This is a genomic window from Streptomyces sp. NPDC037100 (genome assembly GCF_055606225.1).
This window is the reverse complement of the sequence record NZ_JBVJSX010000009.1, coordinates 64,139-85,558: the sequence shown is the minus strand read 5'-3', so window position 1 is coordinate 85,558 and position 21,420 is coordinate 64,139. Positions and strand designations below refer to the sequence as shown.

General features: G+C 71.7%; 20 protein-coding genes and 1 pseudogene. 18 read left to right on the top strand and 3 right to left on the bottom strand.

Translation table 11 applies throughout. The features are described from left to right. Positions 1-9: 9 nt before the first annotated feature. On the top strand, positions 10-705 hold the full coding sequence (locus ACZ7EG_RS27295) for an HAD family hydrolase (RefSeq protein ID WP_471084186.1): 696 nt from the start codon (positions 10-12) through the stop codon (positions 703-705). Between the two features lie 131 nt (positions 706-836). Next, positions 837-1,601: a DUF4142 domain-containing protein gene (locus tag ACZ7EG_RS27290; protein ID WP_471084183.1), complete on the top strand. Its 765-nt coding sequence runs from the start codon at positions 837-839 to the stop codon at positions 1,599-1,601. A gap of 194 nt (positions 1,602-1,795) precedes the next feature. On the opposite strand, the gene ACZ7EG_RS27285 is transcribed toward ACZ7EG_RS27290, so the two are convergent. After that, positions 1,796-2,578, bottom strand: coding sequence for a LysR family substrate-binding domain-containing protein (locus tag ACZ7EG_RS27285; protein ID WP_471084180.1), 783 nt, complete (start codon positions 2,576-2,578; stop codon positions 1,796-1,798). A 58-nt stretch (positions 2,579-2,636) separates the two neighbouring features. Between ACZ7EG_RS27285 and ACZ7EG_RS27280 the strand changes: the two genes are divergently transcribed. The 7 genes from ACZ7EG_RS27280 (at position 2,637) to ACZ7EG_RS27250 (ending at position 9,300) form a co-directional block, all read left to right on the top strand. Beyond that, positions 2,637-3,020, top strand: coding sequence for a DUF5997 family protein (locus ACZ7EG_RS27280; protein ID WP_471084177.1), 384 nt, complete (start codon positions 2,637-2,639; stop codon positions 3,018-3,020). 200 nt (positions 3,021-3,220) lie between these two features. Further along, positions 3,221-4,549 (top strand): ABC transporter substrate-binding protein, encoded by a 1,329-nt coding sequence (locus tag ACZ7EG_RS27275; RefSeq protein ID WP_471084174.1) that lies wholly within the window; start codon positions 3,221-3,223, stop codon positions 4,547-4,549. Next, a complete protein-coding gene (locus tag ACZ7EG_RS27270; protein WP_471084171.1) occupies positions 4,546-5,457 on the top strand; it encodes a carbohydrate ABC transporter permease in 912 nt (303 codons plus the stop codon). Before ACZ7EG_RS27275 ends, ACZ7EG_RS27270 begins: the two co-directional genes overlap by 4 nt. Next, positions 5,454-6,398, top strand: a complete 945-nt coding sequence (locus tag ACZ7EG_RS27265) for a carbohydrate ABC transporter permease (RefSeq protein WP_471084168.1) — start codon at positions 5,454-5,456, stop codon at positions 6,396-6,398. Before ACZ7EG_RS27270 ends, ACZ7EG_RS27265 begins: the two co-directional genes overlap by 4 nt. Positions 6,399-6,425: 27 nt before the next feature. Continuing rightward, the gene (locus tag ACZ7EG_RS27260) at positions 6,426-7,334 is read left to right on the top strand and encodes a 5-dehydro-4-deoxyglucarate dehydratase (protein ID WP_471084165.1); all 909 of its coding nucleotides are present in this window, start codon (positions 6,426-6,428) and stop codon (positions 7,332-7,334) included. Then, positions 7,331-8,581: a glucarate dehydratase family protein gene (locus tag ACZ7EG_RS27255; protein WP_471084162.1), complete on the top strand. Its 1,251-nt coding sequence runs from the start codon at positions 7,331-7,333 to the stop codon at positions 8,579-8,581. Before ACZ7EG_RS27260 ends, ACZ7EG_RS27255 begins: the two co-directional genes overlap by 4 nt. Before the next feature lie 230 nt (positions 8,582-8,811). Then, a complete protein-coding gene (locus ACZ7EG_RS27250; protein ID WP_352099169.1) occupies positions 8,812-9,300 on the top strand; it encodes a hypothetical protein in 489 nt (162 codons plus the stop codon). Here the strand turns inward: ACZ7EG_RS27250 and ACZ7EG_RS27245 are convergent. After that, positions 9,266-9,703 carry a hypothetical protein gene (locus ACZ7EG_RS27245; RefSeq protein WP_471084159.1) on the bottom strand — a complete coding sequence of 146 codons (438 nt, stop codon included), beginning with the start codon at positions 9,701-9,703 and terminating at the stop codon, positions 9,266-9,268. The genes ACZ7EG_RS27250 and ACZ7EG_RS27245 overlap by 35 nt on opposite strands. A gap of 230 nt (positions 9,704-9,933) precedes the next feature. On the opposite strand from ACZ7EG_RS27245, the gene ACZ7EG_RS27240 reads away from it, so the two are divergent. Then, positions 9,934-11,157, top strand: coding sequence for an AfsR/SARP family transcriptional regulator (locus ACZ7EG_RS27240; RefSeq protein WP_471084156.1), 1,224 nt, complete (start codon positions 9,934-9,936; stop codon positions 11,155-11,157). Between the two features lie 131 nt (positions 11,158-11,288). Continuing rightward, a complete protein-coding gene (adh, locus tag ACZ7EG_RS27235) occupies positions 11,289-12,806 on the top strand; it encodes an aldehyde dehydrogenase (protein ID WP_471084153.1) in 1,518 nt (505 codons plus the stop codon). Positions 12,807-12,863: 57 nt separating this feature from the next. Here adh and ACZ7EG_RS27230 read toward each other — a convergent pair whose 3' ends face one another. Further along, positions 12,864-14,081, bottom strand: coding sequence for an acyl-CoA dehydrogenase family protein (locus tag ACZ7EG_RS27230; protein WP_471084150.1), 1,218 nt, complete (start codon positions 14,079-14,081; stop codon positions 12,864-12,866). A gap of 117 nt (positions 14,082-14,198) precedes the next feature. Between ACZ7EG_RS27230 and ACZ7EG_RS27225 the strand changes: the two genes are divergently transcribed. The 7 genes and pseudogenes from ACZ7EG_RS27225 to ACZ7EG_RS27195 all read left to right on the top strand — a co-directional run. Further along, positions 14,199-15,035, top strand: a complete 837-nt coding sequence (locus tag ACZ7EG_RS27225) for an enoyl-CoA hydratase/isomerase family protein (protein ID WP_471084148.1) — start codon at positions 14,199-14,201, stop codon at positions 15,033-15,035. 94 nt (positions 15,036-15,129) lie between these two features. Further along, positions 15,130-15,762, top strand: coding sequence for a hypothetical protein (locus ACZ7EG_RS27220; protein WP_471084145.1), 633 nt, complete (start codon positions 15,130-15,132; stop codon positions 15,760-15,762). Next, entirely contained in the window at positions 15,759-18,386 is a 2,628-nt protein-coding gene (locus tag ACZ7EG_RS27215; protein ID WP_471084142.1) for a putative PEP-binding protein, read from the top strand. The genes ACZ7EG_RS27220 and ACZ7EG_RS27215 overlap by 4 nt, the downstream gene beginning before the upstream one ends. Continuing rightward, on the top strand, positions 18,383-19,501 hold the full coding sequence (locus ACZ7EG_RS27210; RefSeq protein ID WP_471084139.1) for an acyl-CoA dehydrogenase family protein: 1,119 nt from the start codon (positions 18,383-18,385) through the stop codon (positions 19,499-19,501). The genes ACZ7EG_RS27215 and ACZ7EG_RS27210 overlap by 4 nt, the downstream gene beginning before the upstream one ends. 16 nt (positions 19,502-19,517) lie before the next feature. Further along, positions 19,518-19,940, top strand: a complete 423-nt coding sequence (locus tag ACZ7EG_RS27205; protein WP_471084136.1) for a Zn-ribbon domain-containing OB-fold protein — start codon at positions 19,518-19,520, stop codon at positions 19,938-19,940. Further along, entirely contained in the window at positions 19,937-21,091 is a 1,155-nt protein-coding gene (locus ACZ7EG_RS27200) for a thiolase family protein (RefSeq protein ID WP_471084133.1), read from the top strand. Before ACZ7EG_RS27205 ends, ACZ7EG_RS27200 begins: the two co-directional genes overlap by 4 nt. Then, positions 21,088-21,327 (top strand): annotated as a pseudogene (locus tag ACZ7EG_RS27195) (SDR family NAD(P)-dependent oxidoreductase); the annotation flags it as partial. The gene ACZ7EG_RS27200 and the pseudogene ACZ7EG_RS27195, both read left to right, overlap by 4 nt. Between the last annotated feature and the right edge of the window lie 93 nt (positions 21,328-21,420).

Sequence of the window (21,420 nt, the reverse complement as noted above, 5' to 3'; positions counted from 1 at the left end):
CATGGCGACATGAGCAAGCTCCGCGGAATGTCAGTCATCTTCGATCTCGACGGAACACTCGTGGACAGCGAGCCGAACTACTACGAGGCAGGCCGCCGGACGCTCGGCGAGTACGGCATCGCGGACTTCACCTGGGCCGACCACGAGCGGTACGTCGGCATCAGCACGCAGGAGACGGTCGCGGACTGGAAGGACCGCTACGGCCTGCCCGCCTCCGTCGAGGAACTGCTCGCGGTGAAGAACCGCAACTACCTGGAATTGGCCCGCAGTGCCACGCACGCCTACCCGGAGATGCGCGCGTTCGTCGAGTTGCTGGCGACCGAGGGCGTGCCCATGGCCGTGGCCTCGGGCTCGTCGCCGGAGGCCATCGCCACGGTGCTGACCGGAACCGGCCTGGACGCTCGGCTGCACACCGTGGTCTCGGCCGACGAGGTCGCGCACGGCAAGCCGGCTCCGGACGTCTTCCTGGAGGCGGCCCGCCGGCTCGGCGCGGCCCCGTCCGACTGTGTCGTGCTGGAGGACGCCGCTCCGGGCGCCGCCGCCGCGCACGCGGCCGGCATGCGCTGCATCGCGATCCCGTACGTCCCGGCCCAGGCGGACGCACCGGAGTTCGCGACCGCGGGTCTGCTCCTGCGGGGCGGCCAGGAGCAGTTCACGGCACGGGCGGCGTACGACTGGCTCGTCGGCCCGGCCGACCTGTCCTGATCTGGCCTCTCCCGTCCCGTACACGGACCACGGCGGGCGGGCTCCGCGAACTTTTTTGCGGCAGGAGTGATTGTTTTGCACCCGGCGTCCGTACCTCTTGGTGTTGGGCCGTTCAAATCCCAGGAGGCACGATGCGCATCTCGCGCAGCACGGCAGGAACCGCGTTCGTGGGCGGTGCGTTGATCCTTACGCTCACCGCGCTCGCCTACCCGAGCATGCTGGGCGTGCAGAACGCGGCTTCCGGCCAGGACCGCATCATCGCCAACACCCAGTGGGGTCCGCTGACCGAAGCGGACCGCGACTTCGTGGTGCGCGTGCGCGCGGCCGGACTCTGGGAGTACCCGCTGGGGCAGATGATCAAGGAGCGGAGCACGTCGCCGGAGATGCAGGAGGTCTCCAAGCACCTGCTCGTGGGTCACGGCCGGCTCGACGCGGGCTGCCGCAAGATCTCCACGGACCTGGGCATCACCCTTCCGAACGAGCCCTCACCGCAGCAGCAGCAGTTCGTGGCGACGGCCGAGGGCAGCACCGGCAGGGAGTTCGAGTCCACTGCCGTGACCATCATGCGCGTTGCGCACGGGGGCATCTTCCCGGCGATCGCCAAGATCCGGGCGACCACCCGGAACAGCCTCGTGCGGGAGCTCGCGGACACGACCAACGACACCGTTCTCGACCACATCACGGTGCTCGAGAAGACCGGCCTGATCAATCAGGAGCAGGTCAGCTTCCAGATCACCGCCCCGCCCAAGCTGCCCCAGGACCAGACGACACCGCCGCCGCCGCAGCAGGGTGCGCCGGTCCGCGTGCTGCCGATCCCCGAAGACCTCAAGGATTTCCAGACGGTCGCGCCCAATCCGTCCTATGGGGCGCCGGCGCCTTCTCCGTCGGCCGGCTGAGCAGGTACGGGTACGCTTCCGGGGCCGCGGTCCATCCGCCGGCCCCGTTCCGCGAACCGGCCCCGGTATCACGAACGACGGCAGACGCGGATGCCACGAACCACGGCCGACGCGGGTACCACGAACCGCGGGCCGGTTCGGGCACCACGAACCGCGGGCCTGTTCGGGCACCACGAACGACGGTCGGCCCGGTACTACGATCGGCGGCGGGGCTTGCCGCGCCTGTTGCCCTGGGGCGCGCCGCTCCCGCTCTTCCCCGTGCGCTTCGCCCCCGCCGACTTGCCGGCCGCCGATGCGCCGGGCGCCGGCTTGCGCCGGGCGCCGCCCCGGGTCGCGTCCGTGGACCGGTCCCGCGCCGGGGACTGCTGACGCCCCCGGGTGCTGTTGACCGTGCGGCCGCGGACGATGCCGATGAAGTCCTCGACCCGGTCCGTCTTCGCGTCCTCGGGCCATGAGAGGGCCACGCTCGACTCGGGGGCGTCCTTGAGGGGCCGGTGGGTGAGGTCCTTGCGGTGGTGCAGTCGGGCGAGCGACAGCGGGACCACGAGGACGCCGATGCCGGCCGCGACCAGTTCCACGGCGTCGGCGGTGGTGACGGGCCGTTCGAGGGCGGGACGCCCGGGGAGGGTCTCCCAGTCGAGGACGTCGTCGAGCGGGTGCAGCACGATGTCGTCGGCCAGGTCCTCCGGCGCCACCTCGTCAACGGCCGTGACCAGGTGGTCCTTGGGCACCACGACGACCGTCTGCTCGGTGTAGAGGGGAATCGCGCTGAAGACCGTCCGGTCGACCGGCGTGCGGACGAGGCCCGCGTCGGCGTCCCCGCCCAGCAGCCGCTCGGCCACCTCTCCGGCGGGCACCTGCGTGAGGACCAGCGGGACATCGGGCTGCCGCTCGTTCCAGATGCGCACCCATTTGTCGGGCATCACCCCGGGGACGTAGGCGAGCCGGAACGAGGGGGTTTCATCCGAGCCTGTCACCTCGCCAGGTTACCGGCCGTGGTCAGGGGTCGTGCACACGCTCGATACCCTGGGAGCCATGACGTCGCACCAGAGCACCCAGACGATGAAGCCCGCCACAGCGGCGAAGAAGCTGGGTGTGTACCTCGAGGCCACACCCGCCGAGTTCCGGGAGGGTGTCGTTTCACGCGCCGAGCTGAACGAACTCCAGGCGAACCCGCCGCAGTGGCTGCAGGACCTGCGGCGCAACGGCCCGCACCCCCGCCCGGTGGTCGCCGCCAAGCTCGGCGTCTCCATCGCCGGTCTCGCCCGCGCGGGCGTCACCGAGCCCCTCACCACCGAGCAGATCGAGGCGCTGAAGCAGGAAGGCCCCGAGTGGCTGGAGCGGGAGCGCACCACTCAGGCGGAGGTCCGCAAGGAAGCGGCCCGGATCAAGAAGAAGAACGCAGAGCAGCAGGACTGACCCGCGCCCCCTCGTTTTCGGACGGCCCCCACCGGATGATCCGGTGGGGGCCGTCGGCGTCTCCCCCGGTGTTTCCGGGCGTCGTGTGACGTCGGTGAAAACTCTCGGCCATGTCTTGACATGGCGCTGAAACGATCCGTAGCTTGGCCGATCATTTAGATTCGTGAAGCGCGTTCACGAATATGAACGGAGAACCACCCATGCGGGATCGCCGACGAAGTCTCCGCCTGGCTGCCACGGTCACCGTCTCGGGACTCCTGTTCGGAACGGCCGGCTGCGGCTCCGGTTCCGGCAGCGCCGGGGCCGGTGACCCGAACACCCTGGAGGTGTGGACGCGGAGCGATCCGGAGTCCGCCAAGACCTATGACCGCGTGTTCGCCGCCTTCACCAAGAAGACCGGCATCAAGATCGACTTCCAGCCGGTCATGAACTTCGACCAGCAGCTGCAGAGCCGGGCGTCCATCAAGGACCTGCCGGACGTCATGATCAACGACACGGCCCTGATGGGCAGTTACCAGGCACAGGGCCTGCTCAAGCCCATCACCCCGGGCTCCATCGCGGGCCACGACGAGATCACCGCCAAGTCCTGGTCGTCCACCGTGGGCCGCGACGGCAGGCACTACGGCATCCCGTACTCCCGCCAGGCCATGACGCTGTTCGTCCGCAAGGACTGGCGCGAGAAACTCGGCCTGCCGCAGCCGAAGACCTGGCAGGACACTCTCGCCCTCGCCAAGGCGTTCGCCACCCGTGATCCGGACGGGGACGGCAGGAAGGACACCTACGGCATGGTCGTCCCGGGCAGCGCGCAGAACGGCTACGTCGCCTGGTGGGGCGCCAGTTATCTGTGGCAGGGCGGTGTGCAGATCCTCCGGAAGGAGGGGTCGGGCTACCGGCCCGCCATGGACTCGGCTGCCGCCGTTCGCACCGTCACCTGGATGAAGAAGAACCTCTTCTGCGGCGACAAAGGCGTCATCCAGCCCAGCGCCCTCACCTCCGTCACCGCGAACACCACCAACTTCCAGGACGGCAACGCCGGGATGTACCTCACCGGCCCGTACAACATCTCCACGTTCGACGAGGCGCTCGGCAAGGACAAGTACGAGGTGCTGCCCGCGCCCTCGGGCCCGGCCGGCAACAACGACGTCCTGGCCGACGGCGAGAACATCTACTTCGGCGCCAGGACCGGCAAGGCGAAGCAGGAGCGGACGCTCGCCGCGTTCCTCGTCTCCCCCGAGGGCCAGGAACTGGCCATGACCGGCGACCACCAGCCCGTCGTGCGCATCCCGGTCAACTCCACGCTCGACGCGGCGAAGGTGCGCGAGGACCCCCGGTGGAGCGTGGTGCAGAAGGCGTACGAGACGGCGTCCGCGCAGTTCCCCAACGCGCCCGACTTCGCCCCGATCAAGCAGGACACCGCCGACGCACTCAACGCGATCTTCACCTACTGCGGCAGCGACGTCCGCTCCGGCCTGAAGGAGCTCGACGACACCCTCGCCGGTGACCTCAAGGACCAGGAGCTGTTGAAATGACCGCGACCGCGACGACGCCCGGGCCGCGCAGAGCCCGGGTCCTCAGCAAGAAGGCCGTACTGCCCTGGCTGTTCCTCGCCCCGGCTCTGCTGCTGGCCCTCGTCTTCAAGTTCCTGCCGATGGGCAAGGGCGTCTGGCTCAGCTTCTTCGACGTACGGCCCTTCCTCGGTGACAAGTGGGTCGGCCTGGACAACTACACGCGGGTCCTGACCGATCACCGCTTCCAGGACGCCATCGGCCACACCCTGGTCCTCGGCATCGGCATGTCCCTCGGCGGGATCCTCGTCGGCTCCGCGCTGGCGCTGCTGCTGGAGGGCCAGACCCGCTCGCTGAAGATCATCCGTACCGCCGTGTTCCTGCCCGTCGTCACCGCCACCGCGGTGGTCGGCGAGATGTGGCGACTGATGTACTACCCGACGTCCGACGGCCTCCTCAACAGCGGGCTCGGGCTGTTCGGGCTTGGCCCGGTGCCCTATCTGGACAACCCCGACACGGCGCTGTGGGCCACGATGGCCATGGGCATCTGGATGCTCGCCCCGTACAACATGGTGATCATCCTCGCGGGCCTCGCGGGTGTGGACCGCTCGCTGTACGAGGCCGCCGCGATGGACGGCGTCGCGCTGTGGCAGCGCCTGCGTCACATCACACTGCCCGCCATCCGTCCCGCCCTCGGCATCGTCCTGACCCTCGCCGCCATCCGCGGGCTGCGCGTCTTCACCGAGGTGTACGTCCTCACCGGCGGCGGCCCGGCCGGCTCCACCGACGTGTGGATGACCCGCGCCTACACCCTCGGTTTCACCCGAAACGACATCGGCGGCGCCTCGGCCGCCTCCGTGGTCCTGCTCTGCGTGACGCTGCTGCTCACCGTCACGGTCAACTACCTCCGAAAGAGGGGAGACGTGAGATGAGCGCCCCCGCCATCGACCCCGTCCGGACTCCGGTGAGCGCCACTGCCGCGCGGAAATCCGCCGGGAAGCAGCGCACCACCCCCGCCCGTTTCGACACCGCCCTCGGTTGGAGCGACCGGCCGGGACCCGCCTGGGCGCTGCGCGTCCTGCTCTGTCTGCTCGCCCTGGGGGTCTTCGCGGCACCGTTCCTGACGATCTTCTCCGGCTCCTTCAGCGAGAAGGCCAGCGGTTCGACGCTGTCGTTCCTCCCCCACCACCCGACCCTGCTGAACTTCCGGGTGGCCGGCGAGCGCGGCATCTGGGACTACTTCGGCAACTCCCTGGTCATCGCGGGCGGCGGACTGCTGCTCCAGCTCGTCGTCTGCACCCTCGCTGCCTACGCGCTGGCCCGGCACAGGTTCCGCGGCCAGGCGCTGGTGCTGACCCTGTTCATGCTGACGATGATGCTCCCGGAGGAGGTCATCGCCATCCCGCTGTCGCTGGTCCTCGGCCATGTGCCCGTGCTCGGCGTCGACCTCAAGGGCACGGTCTGGGGCGTGATCCTGCCGCTCGGCGCCTGGGGGTTCTCGGTGATGGTGCTCACCGAATTCATGAAGGACATCCCCACCGAGATCGAGGAGGCCGCCCGCATCGACGGCGTGGGCGAGTTGCGGATGCTGTGGCAGGTCGTCCTGCCCCTGTGCAAGCCCGCCCTCGGTGTGGCCGGGGTGCTCGGCTTCATCATGATCTGGGACCAGTACCTGCTGCCCCTGATCGCCGCCAAGGACCCCACCGACTACACGGTCACCGTCGCCCTGTCCATTCTGCGCACCGACCCCGAGGTCGGCTCCGGGGTCGTGCTGGCCGGTGCGGTCATCGCCCTCGTGCCCAGCCTGATCGTCTATCTGCTCCTCCAGCGCTCGCTGGTCACCGGCATCGCCGCCGGGGCCACCAAGGGCTGAACACCCACCCCCACGTTTGAGGGAGACATGAAGTTCCACGGAGTGCTGTTCTTCCCGGTCACGCCGTTCGCGGCGGACGGTTCACTGGACGAGGAACGGCTCGCCCAGCACATCGAGTCGGGTGTCGCCGCGGGGGCGGGAGGTGTGTTCGTCGCCTGCGGCACCGGCGAGTTCCACGCGCTGTCGACCGAGGAGATCGAGCGGGCCACCCGGGTCGCCGTGCGGACCACGGCCGGACGCGTGCCGGTCCTCGCCGCGGCCGGCGGCCCCACACCGGTCGCCCGCGACCAGGCCGCCCGCGTCGAACGTGCCGGCGCCGACGGCATCCTGCTCCTGCCGCCCTACCTCGTCAGCGCCCCGCAGCAGGGCCTGGTGCGCTACGTCGAGGAGGTCATCGCGGCCACGGACCTGCCGGTCGTCTTCTACCAGCGGGGCACCGCCCGGCTCACCGCCGGGACGGCCGCCGAGATCGCCGCCCTGCCCGGGGTCGTCGGCCTCAAGGACGGCATCGGGGACATCGAGCGGATGCACCGCATCGTCCGCGCGGTGCGAGCCGTGCCGGGCACGGAGGACTTCCAGTTCTTCAACGGGCTGCCCACCGCCGAGATGACCGCTCCCGCCTACCGGGGCATCGGCGTCCAGCTGTATTCCTCGGCGGTGTTCGCCTTCGCCCCGGAGATCGCCCTGGCCTTCCACCGGGCCCTCGCCGAGGACGACGACGCCCTGGTCTCGCGGCTCCTCGACGAGTTCTACGGCCCGCTGGTCGCCCTGCGCGACGAGGTCCCCGGGTACGCCGTGTCGTTGGTCAAGGCCGGTGTGACCCTGCGCGGCCTGGATGTCGGCGGTGTACGGGCGCCCCTGCTCGACCCGGCGCCGGAGCACATCGCCCGGCTCGCGAAACTCCTCGACCACGGCCTCGAGGTGGTCGCCGCATGAGTGCCACACGTATCCGTGAGCTGATCGTCACCCCGATCGCCTTCGGCGACCCGCCGCTGCTCAACTCCAACGGCGTGCACGAGCCGCTCGCGCTGCGGATCATCCTTCAACTGGTCCTGGAGGACGGCACGGTGGGACTTGGAGAGTCCCCGGGGGGTGCGGCCCGCCTGGAGCGGCTGCACGCCGCCGCGAAGCTCGTCGTCGGCATGGACGTCTTCGACACCACCGCCGTGTCCGCCGCGATCGATGCGGCGCTGCTGCCGACCGTGTCGAGCTCCCACGAGCGCGGCTGGACCACCTCGGCGGTGGAGGTGGCCTGCCTGGACGCACAGGGCAGGCTGCTCGGCCGTCCGGTCAGCGACCTGCTGGGCGGGAAGGTCCGTGACACGGTGCCGTTCGCCGCCTACCTCTTCTACAAGTGGGCCGAGCACCCCGCGCTCGACGGCCGTGCGGCGATCGGCGACGACTGGGGCGAGGCCCTCGACCCGGCCGGCATCGTCGAGCAGGCCCGGCAGATGCAGGAGCGCTACGGGTTCCGGTCGTTCAAGCTCAAGGGCGGTGTCTTCCCGCCCGACGAGGAGATCGCCGCGATGCGCGCCCTCGCCGAGGCCTTCCCCGGGCAGCCGCTGCGGCTGGACCCGAACGTGGCCTGGACGGTCGAGACGTCGAAGTACGTCGCCCGTGAACTCGACGGCGTGCTGGAGTACTTGGAGGATCCGACCCGGGGCATCCCCGGGATGGCTCAGGTGGCGAAGGACTCCCCCATGCCGCTCGCCACCAACATGTGTGTGATCGCCTGGGAGCATCTGAAGCCGGCCGTCGAGCAGGACGCGATCCAGGTGCTGCTCACCGACCACCACTACTGGGGCGGACTGCGTCGCACCCGTGAACTGGCCGCGCTCTGCGAGGCGTTCGGGCTCGCCCTGTCGATGCATTCCAACTCGCACCTGGGCATCAGCCTCGCCGCGATGACCCATGTCGCCGCCGCCATCCCCAACCTCGACCACTCCTGCGACACGCACTACCCGTGGAACTCCGCGGACGACGTGATCGTCCCCGGCGTGCTGGAGCTGCGCGACGGCGAGGTCGAGGTGCCCACCGGGCCGGGACTGGGAGTCGAACTCGACCACGACCGGCTGGAGCGACTGCACCGGCGGTACGTCGACTCGGGGATGCGCAGCCGGGACGACACCGGTTACCTGCAGCGGTTCCGTCCGGAGTACGAGTTGAAGCTCCCCCGCTGGTGACGGCCGTGCGTGACGCGCACGAAGTTGAACTCGCTTGTACGGAAAGTGTCTTCGGCTGCCCTGGTTCGACCGGGACCGGCACGCCCCAAACGCCACACCGCGCCACCCCTTCCGACGCGTAGAAATATCTACGAGCATGGCTGGGCCGGGCGGCACGCGGAACCCCGCAGGCCACCGGCCCGTGTCCAGCGCGCCCGACCGCGGCGCCACCGACTGTGCCTGGGGTGGCCATGCAGAGCGTCATGTGGAAGCAAGCCGTCGAGTGGCTCGCCGCGGCCGCCACGGACCCCAAGGAGTGCAAGCGGGAGTGGGACTACGGCGCGGGGACCATGCTCGTGGAGGCCGGGCGGTACTGGGACGTACTGAGCGTCCCCGACCGGCTCGGCCTGCTCGCGCTGGACATCCTGTGGCGCGATCCGCTGAAGGTGCCCGGCCCCACTCTGGTGGACTGCGCCGCGCGCAGAGTGGGGTTCTTCCTGCCGCCCGATCCGGTCAGCGAGTGGATCGGTTTCGGCGTACGGCACGTCGGCCGGGGCTCCTGGGTCGCCGTGCCGCCGCCGTACCGGCCCGCCGGCCGGCTGGAGTGGCTCGTGCCGCCGGACGGAACCGGCACCCTGCACACGCCCGGCCCGCTCGAATCGGCCCTGCGGGAGGCCAGCGGAACCCTCGCAGTGCTGGCACCGGTCAGCGCGGAGCCGGTGGCGACGGACGGCTGGTGAGGCGGGCGCCGGACGACGGCCCGGCTGCCCCCGGGTGCCGGCCGGAGGCGGGGCGGGTGCCTGCGGGTGCGGCCGGGCCCGGGTGCCGGCCGGCCGCCGGGTGAGAGGTGGGGGCCGGGTGAGGGGTGGCGGCCGGACGCGGGGTGCCGGGGACGACCGGGCCCAGGTGCCGCCCGGTGGTCCACGAGGGGATCGCGGTCCAGGTCTCGCTGTCGGCCGGCGCGGCGAAGGAGACCCACTGGCCGTCGCGGTGGTCCGGGACCGCATGGCCCCGCGCCTCCCACTCGGCGACCAGAGCCGCGTAGATCGGCGGATGTCCCGCGTACCCGCTGGTGAGTTCGGCGTACGAGCGGGGCACCGCTTCGTTCCCCGACAGGCGTGGCGCCGTCTCCGTGCTGTTCATGCCGGGGGAACGCGGCACCGCGCACCGGTGGTACGCGGGCCGGGCGCCGTCCGTCGGGTCGAGTGAACCCGTCACCCGGACGGCGGCACGTGGGCACCGGACAAACATCCAGTCAGGCGGTCGCCCGTTCAGAACGTCTCACCGGGTCCGACGGAGTTCTCGACCGTGGCCGACGCGTCCGGTAACACTGGCCTCACTTCGAGAAACTGGTACGACGGCAGGGAGAGGCCATGTCACAGCGCCCTGACCTCACGCAGCGCAGGGCCGTGCTGGAGCACGAGTGGTCCCGCTGGGTGCCGCGGCTGAGCGTCCCGGGCACGCGGCCCGGCGGCACCGCCGCACTGCGCCACGAGGTGAGCGAGTCCTGGGCGCGTTCACTGGGCAGCGTCGACCCGGGCCGCGACAGCGCCCCCGTCACCGACGGCGGCCGGGTGCACCAGCGCTGGACGTCGTCACCGCTGTACGGGCCGGTCTCCGCTCTCGCCGGGGAGCTGCACAGCATCGCCGAGGACGCCGGGTTCGTCACGGCGGTCACCGACGAGTCCGGCACCATCCTGTGGACCTGCGGCGGACCGACCATGCGCCGCAGGGCCGAGCGGGTCAACTTCGCGCCGGGCGGTCGCTGGGACGAGCAGGCCATGGGCACCAACGCGCTGTCCCTCGCCCTGCGCACCGGCCGCCCCAGCTCCGTGTTCTCGGCCGAGCATCTGGTGTCGGCCCTGCACGGCTGGGTCTGTTACTGCGCGCCCGTGCACGGCAGGGACGGCAGCGTCCTCGGCGTGCTGGACCTGTCCACGACCTGGGACCGGTCGCACCCGCTGGCCATGTCCACCGTCCGCAGCCTGGTGTCGACGATCGAGGCCCGCCTGAGCACGGAGGTGTCCCGCCCCGCTCGGCTGCGGCTCACGTGCCTGGGCACCGAGCGAGCCGTCCACGAGGGGCGGCCACTCCCCCTGCGCCCGCGGCAGTTGGAGATCCTCACCCTCCTCGCGCTCGAACCCGACGGCTTCTCCCCGGCACGGCTGCGCGCGGCCCTGTACGGCGACCGGCAGGTCACGTCGTCCACCTTCAAGGCGGAGATCTCCCACCTGCGCCGGGCGCTGGGCGGCGCGATATCCCCCCGCCACTACGCCCTCACCGCCCCCGTCTCCTGCGACGCCGCCGACGTCCTGCGCGCGCTGGAGCAGGGCGACACCGACACCGCCCTGGGCCACTACGGCGGCCCGCTCCTGCCCCGCTCCGAGGCTCCCGGCATCGAGGAGTGGCGCACCCGCCTCGACGTGGCCGTACGCGAGTCCGTCCTTTCGAGCACCCGCCCGGACCACGCCCTGCGCTACGGCGAACGGGCCCCGTACGACGCGGAGGTCCACGAGCACGCACTGCGGCTGCTCGACCCCGAAGACACCCGCCGCGCCATCGCGGCGGGCCGGCTGACGACGGCCCTGCGCGACTGACGGCCTGCGCGACCGGCACCCTGCGCTGCTGCCGTGCCGTCTGTGCACGCCAACCTTGCACCAACCTCCCGGGAGCACAGTGAGGGCCGATCACAACCGTCCCGCACCGCCCTTCACCGAGGAGAGCCGCCATGGTGTACGCGCAGCCAGGAACCGAAGGAAGCATCGTCGCCTTCGCCCGCCGCTACGACAACTTCATCGACGGCGACTGGACAGCGCCGGTCGAGGGCCGCTACTTCGAGAACCCGACACCGGTGACCGGCAAAGTCTTCTGCGAGGTCGCCCGTTCCACCGCGGCCGACGTCGACCTCGCCCTGGACGCCGCGCACCGGGCGGCCGACCGGTGGGGCCGTACGTCCACGGCGGAACGCGCGAACGTCCTCAACAGGATCGCGGACCGCATCGAGGAGAACCTGGAGAAGATCGCGGTCGCCGAGACGTGGGAGAACGGCAAGCCGGTCCGCGAGACCCTGGCCGCCGACATCCCGCTGGCCGTGGACCACTTCCGGTACTTCGCCGGAGTCGTCCGCGCGCAGGAGGGCAGCATCGCGGAGATCGACGCCGACACCGTCGCGTACCACTTCCACGAGCCCTTGGGGGTGGTCGGGCAGATCATCCCGTGGAACTTCCCGATCCTCATGGCCACGTGGAAGCTCGCGCCCGCGCTGGCCGCCGGCAACTGCGTGGTCATCAAACCGGCGGAGCAGACCCCGGCCAGCCTGCTCTACGTCATGGACCTGATCGCCGACCTGCTCCCGCCGGGCGTGGTCAACGTCGTCAACGGCTTCGGCGTGGAGGCGGGCAAGCCGCTGGCGTCCAGCCCGCGGGTGGCGAAGGTGGCGTTCACCGGCGAGACGACGACCGGCCGCCTGATCATGCAGTACGCCAGCGAGAACATCATCCCCGTCACCCTGGAACTGGGCGGCAAGAGCCCGAACATCTTCCTGCCCGACGTGATGGCCGCCGACGACGACTTCCTGGACAAGGCGGTCGAGGGCTTCGTGATGTTCGCCCTCAACCAGGGCGAGGTCTGCACCTGCCCGTCCCGCGCCCTGATCCCCTCCTCCATCTACGAAGACTTCATGTCCCGCTGTGTCCAACGCACCGAGGCGATCGTCGGCGGCGACCCGCTGGACCCGGCCACGATGATCGGCGCGCAGGCGAGCAACGACCAGTACGAGAAGATCCTCTCCTACCTCGACATCGGCAGGAAGGAGGGCGCCGAGGTCGTCACGGGCGGCAGGCCCCGCGCGGTGCCCGGCCTCGAGGGCGGCTACTACATCGAGCCGACCATCTTCCGCGGCACCAACGACATGCGGATCTTCCAGGAGGAGATCTTCGGCCCGGTCGTCTCGGTCACGACGTACGACTCGGTCGACGAGGCCCTGAAGATCGCCAACGACACGTTGTACGGCCTCGGCGCCGGCGTCTGGACCCGCGACGGCAACACGGCCTACCGCCTGGGCCGCGAGATCAAGGCGGGCCGTGTGTGGACCAACTGCTATCACGCCTACCCGGCCCACGCGGCGTTCGGCGGTTACAAGAAGTCGGGCATCGGCCGCGAGACGCACAAGATGATGCTGGACCACTACCAGCAGACGAAGAACCTGCTGGTGTCGTACTCGCCGAAGAAGCTGGGCTTCTTCTAGACACAAGGAGAGGGCGCCTGAGCGGGCAAGGTGCCCGTCAGGCGCTCTCCGGAACGATCAGCCGTCGGCGGCGCCCGGGCGCGGCTGTCGGTAGGGCCGTACCGCGCGGCGCGCTATGGCGAAGCGGTGTGTCTCCGACGGGCCGTCGTAGATCCGGAACGGCCGCACCTCCCTGAAGAGACGGGCCAGTGGGGCGTCGTCGGCCGAGATGCCGAGTGCTCCGCAGATCTGCACCGCCCGGTCGACCACTCGGTTCACCGCCTCCGCCACGAAGGTCTTGGACACCGAGGTGAGCTGAGAGGCCGCGGCGGAGCCGGTGTCCAGCTCCCAGGCGGTGCGCAGGATCAGGGCGCGGCTCGCCTCGATGTCGATCTCGGAGTCGGCGAGCATCTGCTGGACCATGCCGAGGTCTCCCAGCGCGGAGCCGAACGCCATCCGGCTGCCCGCCCGCTCCAGCGCGACGTCCTGAGCGCGGCGGGCAGCCCCGAGCCAGCGCATGCAGTGGGTCGTCCGGGCGGGGCCGAGCCTGACCTGGGCGCCTTCGAAGCCGCGGTCCACCGCGCCGAGCACCTGGTCCTCCCCCACCACGCACTCCTCGAAGACGATCTCGCTGTGCCCGCCGAAGAGGGACTCGTCCAGGGTCTCGATGGTCCGGACGATGCTCATGCCGGGGGTGCCGGCGTCGACCAGGAACATGGTGGCGCCGCCCGGGTCGCCGGGGCTGCCGGAGGTCCGGGCCATGACGATGGCGAAGCCGGCTCCCTGGGCACCGGTGATGAACCACTTGCGCCCGTCGATGCGCCAGCCGCCGGGCACCCGGGTCGCGGTGGTGCGCAGGGAGCGGGGATCGGCACCCGCTCCAGGAGCGGGTTCGGTCATGGCGAAGCAGGAGCGGGTCTCGCCCGCGGCGAGCGGACGCAGATACCTCTGCTTCTGCTCTTCGGTGGCCACCTTCTCCAACAGGTGCATGTTGCCCTCGTCAGGGGCCGCGCAGTTCAGCGCCAGCGGTCCGAGCAGCGAGTAGCCCGCCGCTTCGAACACCACCGCCTGCCCTCGCAGGTCGAGGCCGTGTCCGCCCCATCGCGTCGGTACGTGCGGAGCGAACACACCCGCGTCACGGGCGGCTTTCTGCAGGGTTTCCCGGAGTGCCCCGGGGGCGTCGTGCACCGACCCGCCGCACTCACGCTCGGCCGGAATCACCACCTCGCGCACGAACTCGAACGTGGACGCGGCGAGTTGAGCGACAGTCGGATCGACATCGAACTGGATGGGCACGGGACCTCCCGCCGACGGGCGTACGGGCATCAGCTCCGTCGCACCCTAGAAACTGTATAGCGTCTTAAGTATCTTGCCGGAAACACCCGGCGACGGGAAGACGACAGGAGAAACGCCATGAGCCTGCCCGTGAGCGCCGAGCCGGTCCGGATCGTCCGACACCCCGACGGAGTCGTCGAGCTGAGGCTGGACGATGCCGGTCGGGGAAACGCCCTGGATCTGAGGACGGCCGAGGCGCTGCGGGACAAGGCCTTCGAGGCGGCAGCGGACCCGGGCGGCGCGGTCCTGCTCCGGGCGGCGGGCGGCAGCTTCTGCGTGGGTGGTGACCTGCGCGCATTCGCCGGTCGTGGTGCGGAGACCGGCACCTATGTGCATGCCGTGGCGAGCGCCGCGCACGCCGCGATGCAGGCGCTGCACGAACTGCCGGTGCCGTTGGTGACCGCCGTGCGCGGCGCGGCCGCGGGCGGCGGGGTCGGCCTCGCCCTCGTGGGGGACATCGTCCTGGCGGCGCGGTCGGCACGGTTCCGGCTGGCGTACACGGCGATCGGCCTCACGCCGGACTGCGGGGCCTCGTGGCTCCTGCCACGCCTGGTGGGCCCCCGAAGGGCGGCGGACCTGATCCTGACCAATCGGGTCCTGACCGGCGACGACGCCGAACGGTGGGGTCTGGTCTCCCGGTCGGTGGACGACGAGGAACTGGACGGTGCGGCGTATCGGACCGCGGCCGACCTGGCCGCCGGCGCCGGTGACGCGCTGCGCGCCGCGAAGGACCTGCTGCGCACCGGCGCCAGAGACGAGCTGCGCCGCCACCTCGCCGAGGAGGCGCGGCTGATCTCCGCCCTGGCGGACGGCCGGGAGGCACAGGACCGCATGGCGTCGTTCCTCGCCGCGGGGGGCCGCCCGAAGGCGGGCGACAGCCGGGCGGAGGTCAGGGAATCCGAAAGTGTTTCTTGAGTTCCTCTTCACTAACGGGCCCGGCGGGGCTTAACCTCCGGGCAACACAGAACCGAGGAACCGGTCACCACAGAACCGGGGAAATGGTGTGGCGATGCAATCTGCTGCCGTGGACCTTCCGGACGCATCCGACGAGACCCTCACCGAGGCCGTCGTCGACCTCGTTCTGCGTGGTATGTGGCGTGGCCGGCCGGAGTCCGAGCACCGCCCGCTGGTCGACGCCGGGCTGGCGATGGTGAAGGGGCCGGTGGTGCTGCCGACCGAGCGCGCCAAGACCACCGCCGCGCAGATCCTGCGGGTTCCCGCAGGCTCCGAGCAGGAGGAGCGGATCACCGCGGCGTACGAGGCGTTCCTGCCGGTCAACCGCAAGATCCGCGACGTCTGCACGGCATGGCAGTGCCGCCCGGACGGCACGGCCAACGACCACTCCGACGATGCCTACGACGCCGAGGTGCGCGAGTCGCTGGAAGACGTGCACGAGGCGATTCAGCCCGTGTTGCGCCGGCTGGACCGGGTGCTGGCGGGCAGCGGACGGTACCTGACGGCCCTGCAGGACGCCCTCGACCGCTTCGACGACGGCGCGCCGGAGTGGCTGGCCTCGCCGCTGTGCGACTCGTACCACACCGTGTGGATGCGGCTGCACCAGGAGCTGTTGTTCGTGCTGGGCATCAGCAGGGCCGAGGACGAGGCCCGCGAAGAGGAACTGGTCACAAGGAGCCGGGGTTGAGCGTCACCGACCGCGAGGCGGCCCTGCTCGCCCAGTCCGGGACGGTCCTCGCGTCGTCCGGGACCCCAGGCCGGCTCCTGGTGCCCTACGGGCAGGGACGCACCCGGGGCCTCGAAGCCGACGAACTGGGCGCGCACGGCGCGGCGATGGACCGCCTGGTGGCCCTCGGTCTGCCGGTCGTGCCGGGGCTCACCGTTCCCGCCGGCGCCGCCGTGTCGCTGTGCGAACCCGACACCGCCGCAGCCGCCGTGGACCTGGTCGAACAGCTCTCGGGGCGGCGCATCGGGGACGCGACCAGGCCGCTGCTGCTGCGCCTGTCGGCGAGCGCGCCGACCGAGATCGCCGGACTGCCGCCCGACCTGGCCTGTCTCGGCGTTGTTCCCGCGCATGCCGACGACCTGTGCGCCGTCATCGGGCGTGAAGAAGCGCTGTACGAAGTGTGGGCCACCACTGTGCGCATGATCGCCGAGTACGCCCTGGACGTGCCCGGCGCGCTGCTCGACGACGCTCTCCTGGACACGCCCGGGCCGCGGGCTCGGGTGGAGGTGCTGCTGTCCCTGGCGGCGGAACACGGCGCCCGCCCCTTCCCCGACGACCCGGCGCAGCAGCTCGCCCTGGCCGCCCGTGCCCTCCTCGCCCGCTGGGACGCGCCGCGTGCGAGAAGGTCCCGCCGAGCCCAGCGGCTCCCCGCCGACCTGGCCGTCGCCCTGCATGTGCAGGCCCTGCGCATCGGCCCGGCGGACCACTCGGGCTACGGCACGGCGGTCAGCCGCGACCCCGAGACCGGACGGCTGTCCCCCCAGGGCTTCTTCTTCCGGGGGGTACGCCGCAGTGCCCCGCCGCCGCACACCGGTGAGCCGCTGGATCGACTCGCGGGTGGCACCGCGCTCCTTGAGCACTCCCTGCTCACCCTGGAGCGGCATCTGCGCGCGCCGGTGTCCGTCGATTTCGAGGTGCGCGACGACGAGATCTCCTTGCTCGCCGCCTCGGCACAGGCCCGCCCGCCGCTCCGGGCCTCGGTGTGTCTGGCCGCGGATCTGGCCCGGGACGGGGCGATCGGCCGCGAGGAGGCCGTACGGCGGGTCACGCCCGCGCAGGTGCAGGAGCTGCTGCACCCCCGACTACGGCTGACCGGCGGGGAGGAGCTCCTGACGAAGGGGCTGCCCGCGTCCCCGGGGGCGGCCACCGGAACGGTCGTGCTGTCCAGTGAACGTGCCCTCGAACTGGCCGCGGACGGCACTCGGGTCGTGCTCGTGGCCGCCGAGACGACCCCGGCGGACGTCCCCGGAATGCTGGCCGCCGCCGCCGTACTGACCGGCAGTGGCGGTATCGCCTCGCATGCTGCCGTCGTGGCGCGGGGCGCCGGCAAGCCCGCGGTGTGCGGCGCCGAGGGGCTGCGCGTGGACCTGGCCGCCGGGACGGTCCGCTTCGGGGACCGGGTGGTGCGCGAGGGCGACCCGGTCTCGCTGGACGGCCGTACCGGCGCGGTGTACGCGGGGACGCTGAGCGTCAGTGTGGCCGGACCGCCACCCGAACTGTCCACCTTGCTGGAGTGGGCGGACGGCATGCGCCGGCTGGGCGTACGGGTCAACGCCGACACGGCCGCCGAGGTGGACACGGCCCTGGCCCTCGGCGCGGAGGGCGTCGGGCTGTGCCGTACGGAACACCAGTTCCTCGGCGACCGGCTGCCGCTGATCCGCCGGGTGCTCCTGGCCGCCGACCCGGCCGCCCGCGACGAGGCACTACTGGCGCTGGAGCGGGCCCAGCACGAGGACTTCCGCGCGCTGCTGGCCGCGGTCGGGAACCGCCCGGTGACCGTGCGCCTGCTGGATGCCCCGCTGCACGAGTTCCTGCCCGCCACCGGGCAGGCCATGGACGCGGCCGAGGAGCAGCGGGCCGCCGCGCTGCGTGAGGCGAACCCGATGCTCGGGCTGCGCGGTGTGCGGCTGGCGCTGCTGCACGAGAGGCTCTACCCGGCGCAGGCCGAGGCCCTCTTCACCGCCTGGGCCGATGTCGCCGCCACCGGAGTCCGGCCGGAGCTGGAGGTGATGATCCCGCTCGTCAGCCTGCCGGAGGAACTGGCGGCCGCGGCCGCGTACGTACGCGGTGCCGCCGACGCCGCCGCCGCCCGCACCGGGGTGGAGGTCCCGTACCGGCTCGGCACGATGATCGAGACCCCGCGGGCCGCGCTGCTGGCCGGTGAACTCGCCGAGCACGCCGAGTTCTTCTCCTTCGGCACCAACGACCTCACCCAGCTCACCTATGGGTTCTCCCGGGACGACGTCGAGCGGCAGGTGCTCGCCTCGTACCTGGAACGCGGGCTCCTGACCGCCAGCCCGTTCGCCCGGCTCGACCCGCACGGGGTGGGCGCCCTGGTCCGCCTGGCAGCCGAACGGGCACGGGTCGTGCGGCCCGGTATCAAGCTGGGCGTGTGCGGTGAGCACGGCGGGGATCCGGAGTCGATCGCGTTCTGCGACGACCTGGGCCTCGACTACGTCTCCTGTTCCGCGCACCGCGTGCCGGTGGCCCGGATGGCCGCCGCGCACAGTGCCCTGCGCCGGCGGCGCGACGAGAGCAAAGGCGCGCAGCGCGACGAGCGCGACGAGAGCGGGAAGGCACGATGACGAGCACCATGACCGACGGCGCGGCCCTGTCGGAGACGGAGCTGGAGGACCTGCGCGAGACCGTTCGGTCGGTGTGCGCGGACGCCGGCGGCACCGCCGCGGTCCGCCGGCTGTCCGAGGAGGCCCCCGGCATCGACGCCGGGTTGTGGGACACCCTCGGCCGGCAGGTCGGCCTCGCAGCTCTCGGCCTGCCCGAGTCCGCGGGGGGCATGGGCGGTCTCGCCGAGATCGCTGCCGTCTGCGAGGAGTTGGGCAGGACACTGACGCCGGTACCACTGCTGTCCTCCACCGTGCTGGCCGGGCAGGTGCTGGCCGGCTGCGGTACGGCCGACAAGGCGCTGGCCGAGCTGGCCGGGGGCACCGTGCATGCCCTGGCGGTGGCCGCGCCCGACGGGGCGTGGCGGGCCGACGCCGTGCCGGTGGCCGCCTCCTGGCAGGGCGGCGTCCCGCTGCTGGACGGCACCGCGCCGTTCGTCCTCGACGGCGCCGACGCGGAGGCGCTGGTGGTGGCCGCGGCCGGGCCCGACGGTGTGGACCTCTTCCTGGCCCATCCGCGTGAACCGGGAGTCACGGTGCGCCGGGTGCCCACCCTGGATCTCAGCCGGGGCCAGGCGGTGGTCACCTTCTCCGCGGCCCGGGCACGGCCGCTGACCGTCGGCGGCGAGGGGGCGGACATCGTCTCTGGCGCCCTGGACGTGGCCCTGGTGGCGCTGGCCGCCGAACAACTGGGCGGCGCGCAGGCAGCGTTGGACATGACGGTGGCCCACGTGCGCGACCGTACCCAGTTCGGCAGGGCGATCGGCGGCTTCCAGGCGGTCAAGCACGCCTGCGCGGACATGCTGCTCCAGGTCGAGGCCGCACGGTCGGCCGTGGTGCGCGCGGTCCGGGCGGACGGCTCGCCGGAGGCGCTGGCCGAGGCGGCGGCGGTGGCCCAGGCCTGGTGCGGTGAGGCGTTCGTGTCCGTCGCCGCCGAGTGCGTGCAGTTCCACGGCGGGATGGGCTTCACCTGGGAGCACGACGCGCACCTGTACCTCAGGCGCGCCCAGTCCGACGCGGTGCTGCTGGGCGGCGCGGCACACCATCGGGAACGACTGGCCGGGTTGCTGGGCTGGTGACGTGGAAGGCGGGCGCATGAGGACCACCAGACTCATCGACGAGAGCCTGTTCGACAGCGCGGATCCGCCGCGGCTCGTGGGAGCGCGCTGCGCCCACTGCGGCACGGTCGTCTTCCCCGGGCAGGCCTCGTGCCCCCGGTGTCCGGCCGGGATCATGTCCGCCCACGTGCTGCCTACGCGGGGGCGGACCTGGTCGTGGACGCTCCAGGCGTTCCCGCCGAGGCCGCCGTACAGGCCGCCGGCCGGGGGCTACCAGCCGTACCACGTGGGCTATGTGGACCTCGGTGAGGTGCTGGTCGAGGCACGGCTGGCGGTGCTCCGCGCGGAGCTCCGGATCGGGCTGCCGGTCCGGCTCACCACGGTGCCCGCGTACCACGACGAGGACGGAACCGAGGTACTGACCTTCGCCTTCCGCCCCGATGGGCAGGCCGGGCGGTGAGCCGCGCGGACCAGGTCTACGTGGTCGGATGCGGTATGCGTCCCTTCGGCCGCGACGAGAGCGTCACCGGGATGGACATGGCCGAGCTGGCGGTGCGCGAGGCGCTGGCCGACGCCGGTGTCGTATGGGAGGACATCGGCTACGCGGCCGGCGGCTCCGACGTGTCCGGCAAGCCCGACACCCTGGTGGGCCGTCTGGGCCTGACCGGAGTGCCGTTCGTCAACGTGCAGAACGGCTGCGCGACCGGTGCCTCCACCGTGCTCTCGGTGGCCAACGCACTCCGGGCGGGAGAGGCCTCCCTGGGACTGGCGGTCGGGTTCGACAAGCACGAGCGTGGCGCGTTCCACGTGTCCGCGGCCCGCTACGGCCTGGGCGACTGGTACGCCGAGACCGGCATGATGCTCACGACCCAGTTCTTCGCGCTGAAGACCCAGCGGTACCTGTACGAGCACGGGATCTCGGAGCGGGCACTGGCGACGGTCGCCGCGCGAGCCTTCCGCAACGGCTCGCACCACCCCCTGGCCTGGCGGCGAAAGCCGCTCACGGAGCGGGAGATCCTGGACTCCGCGGAGGTCAGTCCCCCGCTCACCCAGTACATGTTCTGTTCGCCCGGACAGGGCGCGGCGGCGCTGGTGCTCGCACGCGGCGACCGCGCGTTCGATCTGTGCGAGCGGCCGGTCAGGCTGGCCTCGCTGGCCTTCCGGACCCGGCGGTTCGGTTCGTTCGAGGTGTTCTCGCCCTGGCTGCCGCCGGGACCGCACCACAGCCCCAGCGTCGACGCCGCCGAGGCCGCCTTCCGCACGGCGGAGGTGCGGCCTGCGGACGTACAGGTCGCCCAGTTGCAGGACACCGACAGCGGCTCGGAGCTGATCCACCTGGCGGAGACCGGGCTGTGCGGCCACGGCGAACAGGAGGAGCTGCTGGCGGCCGGGGCCACCGATCCCTCGGGCCGGATACCGGTCAACACCGACGGCGGCTGTCTCGCCGGCGGGGAGCCCGTCGGTGCCTCGGGGCTGCGTCAGTTCCACGAGGTGGTACGGCAGTTGCAGGGAAGGGCGCCCGGTGTGCAGGTGCCGGGCGCCCCCCGGGTGGGCTTCACGCATGTGTACGGGGCGCCCGGGATCAGCGCGTGCTCGGTCCTGACGGTATGACAGGCAGGGCGGGAGCCATGCGGCACGGCGGTAGAACCGCGCTGGTGACCGGCGGGGCACGCGGTATCGGCCTGGAGATCGGCCGACAGCTCGCGGACCAGGGGCTGCGGGTCCTCATCGGGGCGCGAAGACCGGCGGCGGCCGAGGAGGCGTGCCGCGCCATCGGCCCGGCGGCCTTGCCGCTCGCGCTGGACGTGACCTCCGGGAAGAGCGTCACCGCTGCGGTCCGGGAGGCATCGGAGCTGACCGGCGGGATCGACGTCCTGGTGAACAACGCGGGAGTCTGTCTGGACGGGGAGCTGCGGCCCCCCGTCCCTCGACGAGAACAT

What these genes read in the sequence shown, in the direction of transcription:
- ACZ7EG_RS27295 (WP_471084186.1), top strand. Translation starts at nt 10, where the DNA reads ATGAGCAAGCTCCGCGGAATGTCAGTCATCTTCGATCTCGACGGAACA.
- ACZ7EG_RS27265 (WP_471084168.1), top strand. Translation starts at nt 5,454, where the DNA reads ATGAGCGCCCCCGCCATCGACCCCGTCCGGACTCCGGTGAGCGCCACT.
- ACZ7EG_RS27225 (WP_471084148.1), top strand. Translation starts at nt 14,199, where the DNA reads ATGAGCCTGCCCGTGAGCGCCGAGCCGGTCCGGATCGTCCGACACCCC.
- ACZ7EG_RS27270 (WP_471084171.1), top strand. Translation starts at nt 4,546, where the DNA reads ATGACCGCGACCGCGACGACGCCCGGGCCGCGCAGAGCCCGGGTCCTC.
- ACZ7EG_RS27240 (WP_471084156.1), top strand. Translation starts at nt 9,934, where the DNA reads ATGTCACAGCGCCCTGACCTCACGCAGCGCAGGGCCGTGCTGGAGCAC.
- ACZ7EG_RS27255 (WP_471084162.1), top strand. Translation starts at nt 7,331, where the DNA reads ATGAGTGCCACACGTATCCGTGAGCTGATCGTCACCCCGATCGCCTTC.
- ACZ7EG_RS27275 (WP_471084174.1), top strand. Translation starts at nt 3,221, where the DNA reads ATGCGGGATCGCCGACGAAGTCTCCGCCTGGCTGCCACGGTCACCGTC.
- ACZ7EG_RS27245 (WP_471084159.1), bottom strand. Translation starts at nt 9,703, where the DNA reads ATGAACAGCACGGAGACGGCGCCACGCCTGTCGGGGAACGAAGCGGTG.
- ACZ7EG_RS27290 (WP_471084183.1), top strand. Translation starts at nt 837, where the DNA reads ATGCGCATCTCGCGCAGCACGGCAGGAACCGCGTTCGTGGGCGGTGCG.
- ACZ7EG_RS27250 (WP_352099169.1), top strand. Translation starts at nt 8,812, where the DNA reads ATGCAGAGCGTCATGTGGAAGCAAGCCGTCGAGTGGCTCGCCGCGGCC.
- ACZ7EG_RS27220 (WP_471084145.1), top strand. Translation starts at nt 15,130, where the DNA reads ATGCAATCTGCTGCCGTGGACCTTCCGGACGCATCCGACGAGACCCTC.
- ACZ7EG_RS27210 (WP_471084139.1), top strand. Translation starts at nt 18,383, where the DNA reads ATGACGAGCACCATGACCGACGGCGCGGCCCTGTCGGAGACGGAGCTG.
- adh (WP_471084153.1), top strand. Translation starts at nt 11,289, where the DNA reads ATGGTGTACGCGCAGCCAGGAACCGAAGGAAGCATCGTCGCCTTCGCC.
- ACZ7EG_RS27205 (WP_471084136.1), top strand. Translation starts at nt 19,518, where the DNA reads ATGAGGACCACCAGACTCATCGACGAGAGCCTGTTCGACAGCGCGGAT.
- ACZ7EG_RS27280 (WP_471084177.1), top strand. Translation starts at nt 2,637, where the DNA reads ATGACGTCGCACCAGAGCACCCAGACGATGAAGCCCGCCACAGCGGCG.
- ACZ7EG_RS27260 (WP_471084165.1), top strand. Translation starts at nt 6,426, where the DNA reads ATGAAGTTCCACGGAGTGCTGTTCTTCCCGGTCACGCCGTTCGCGGCG.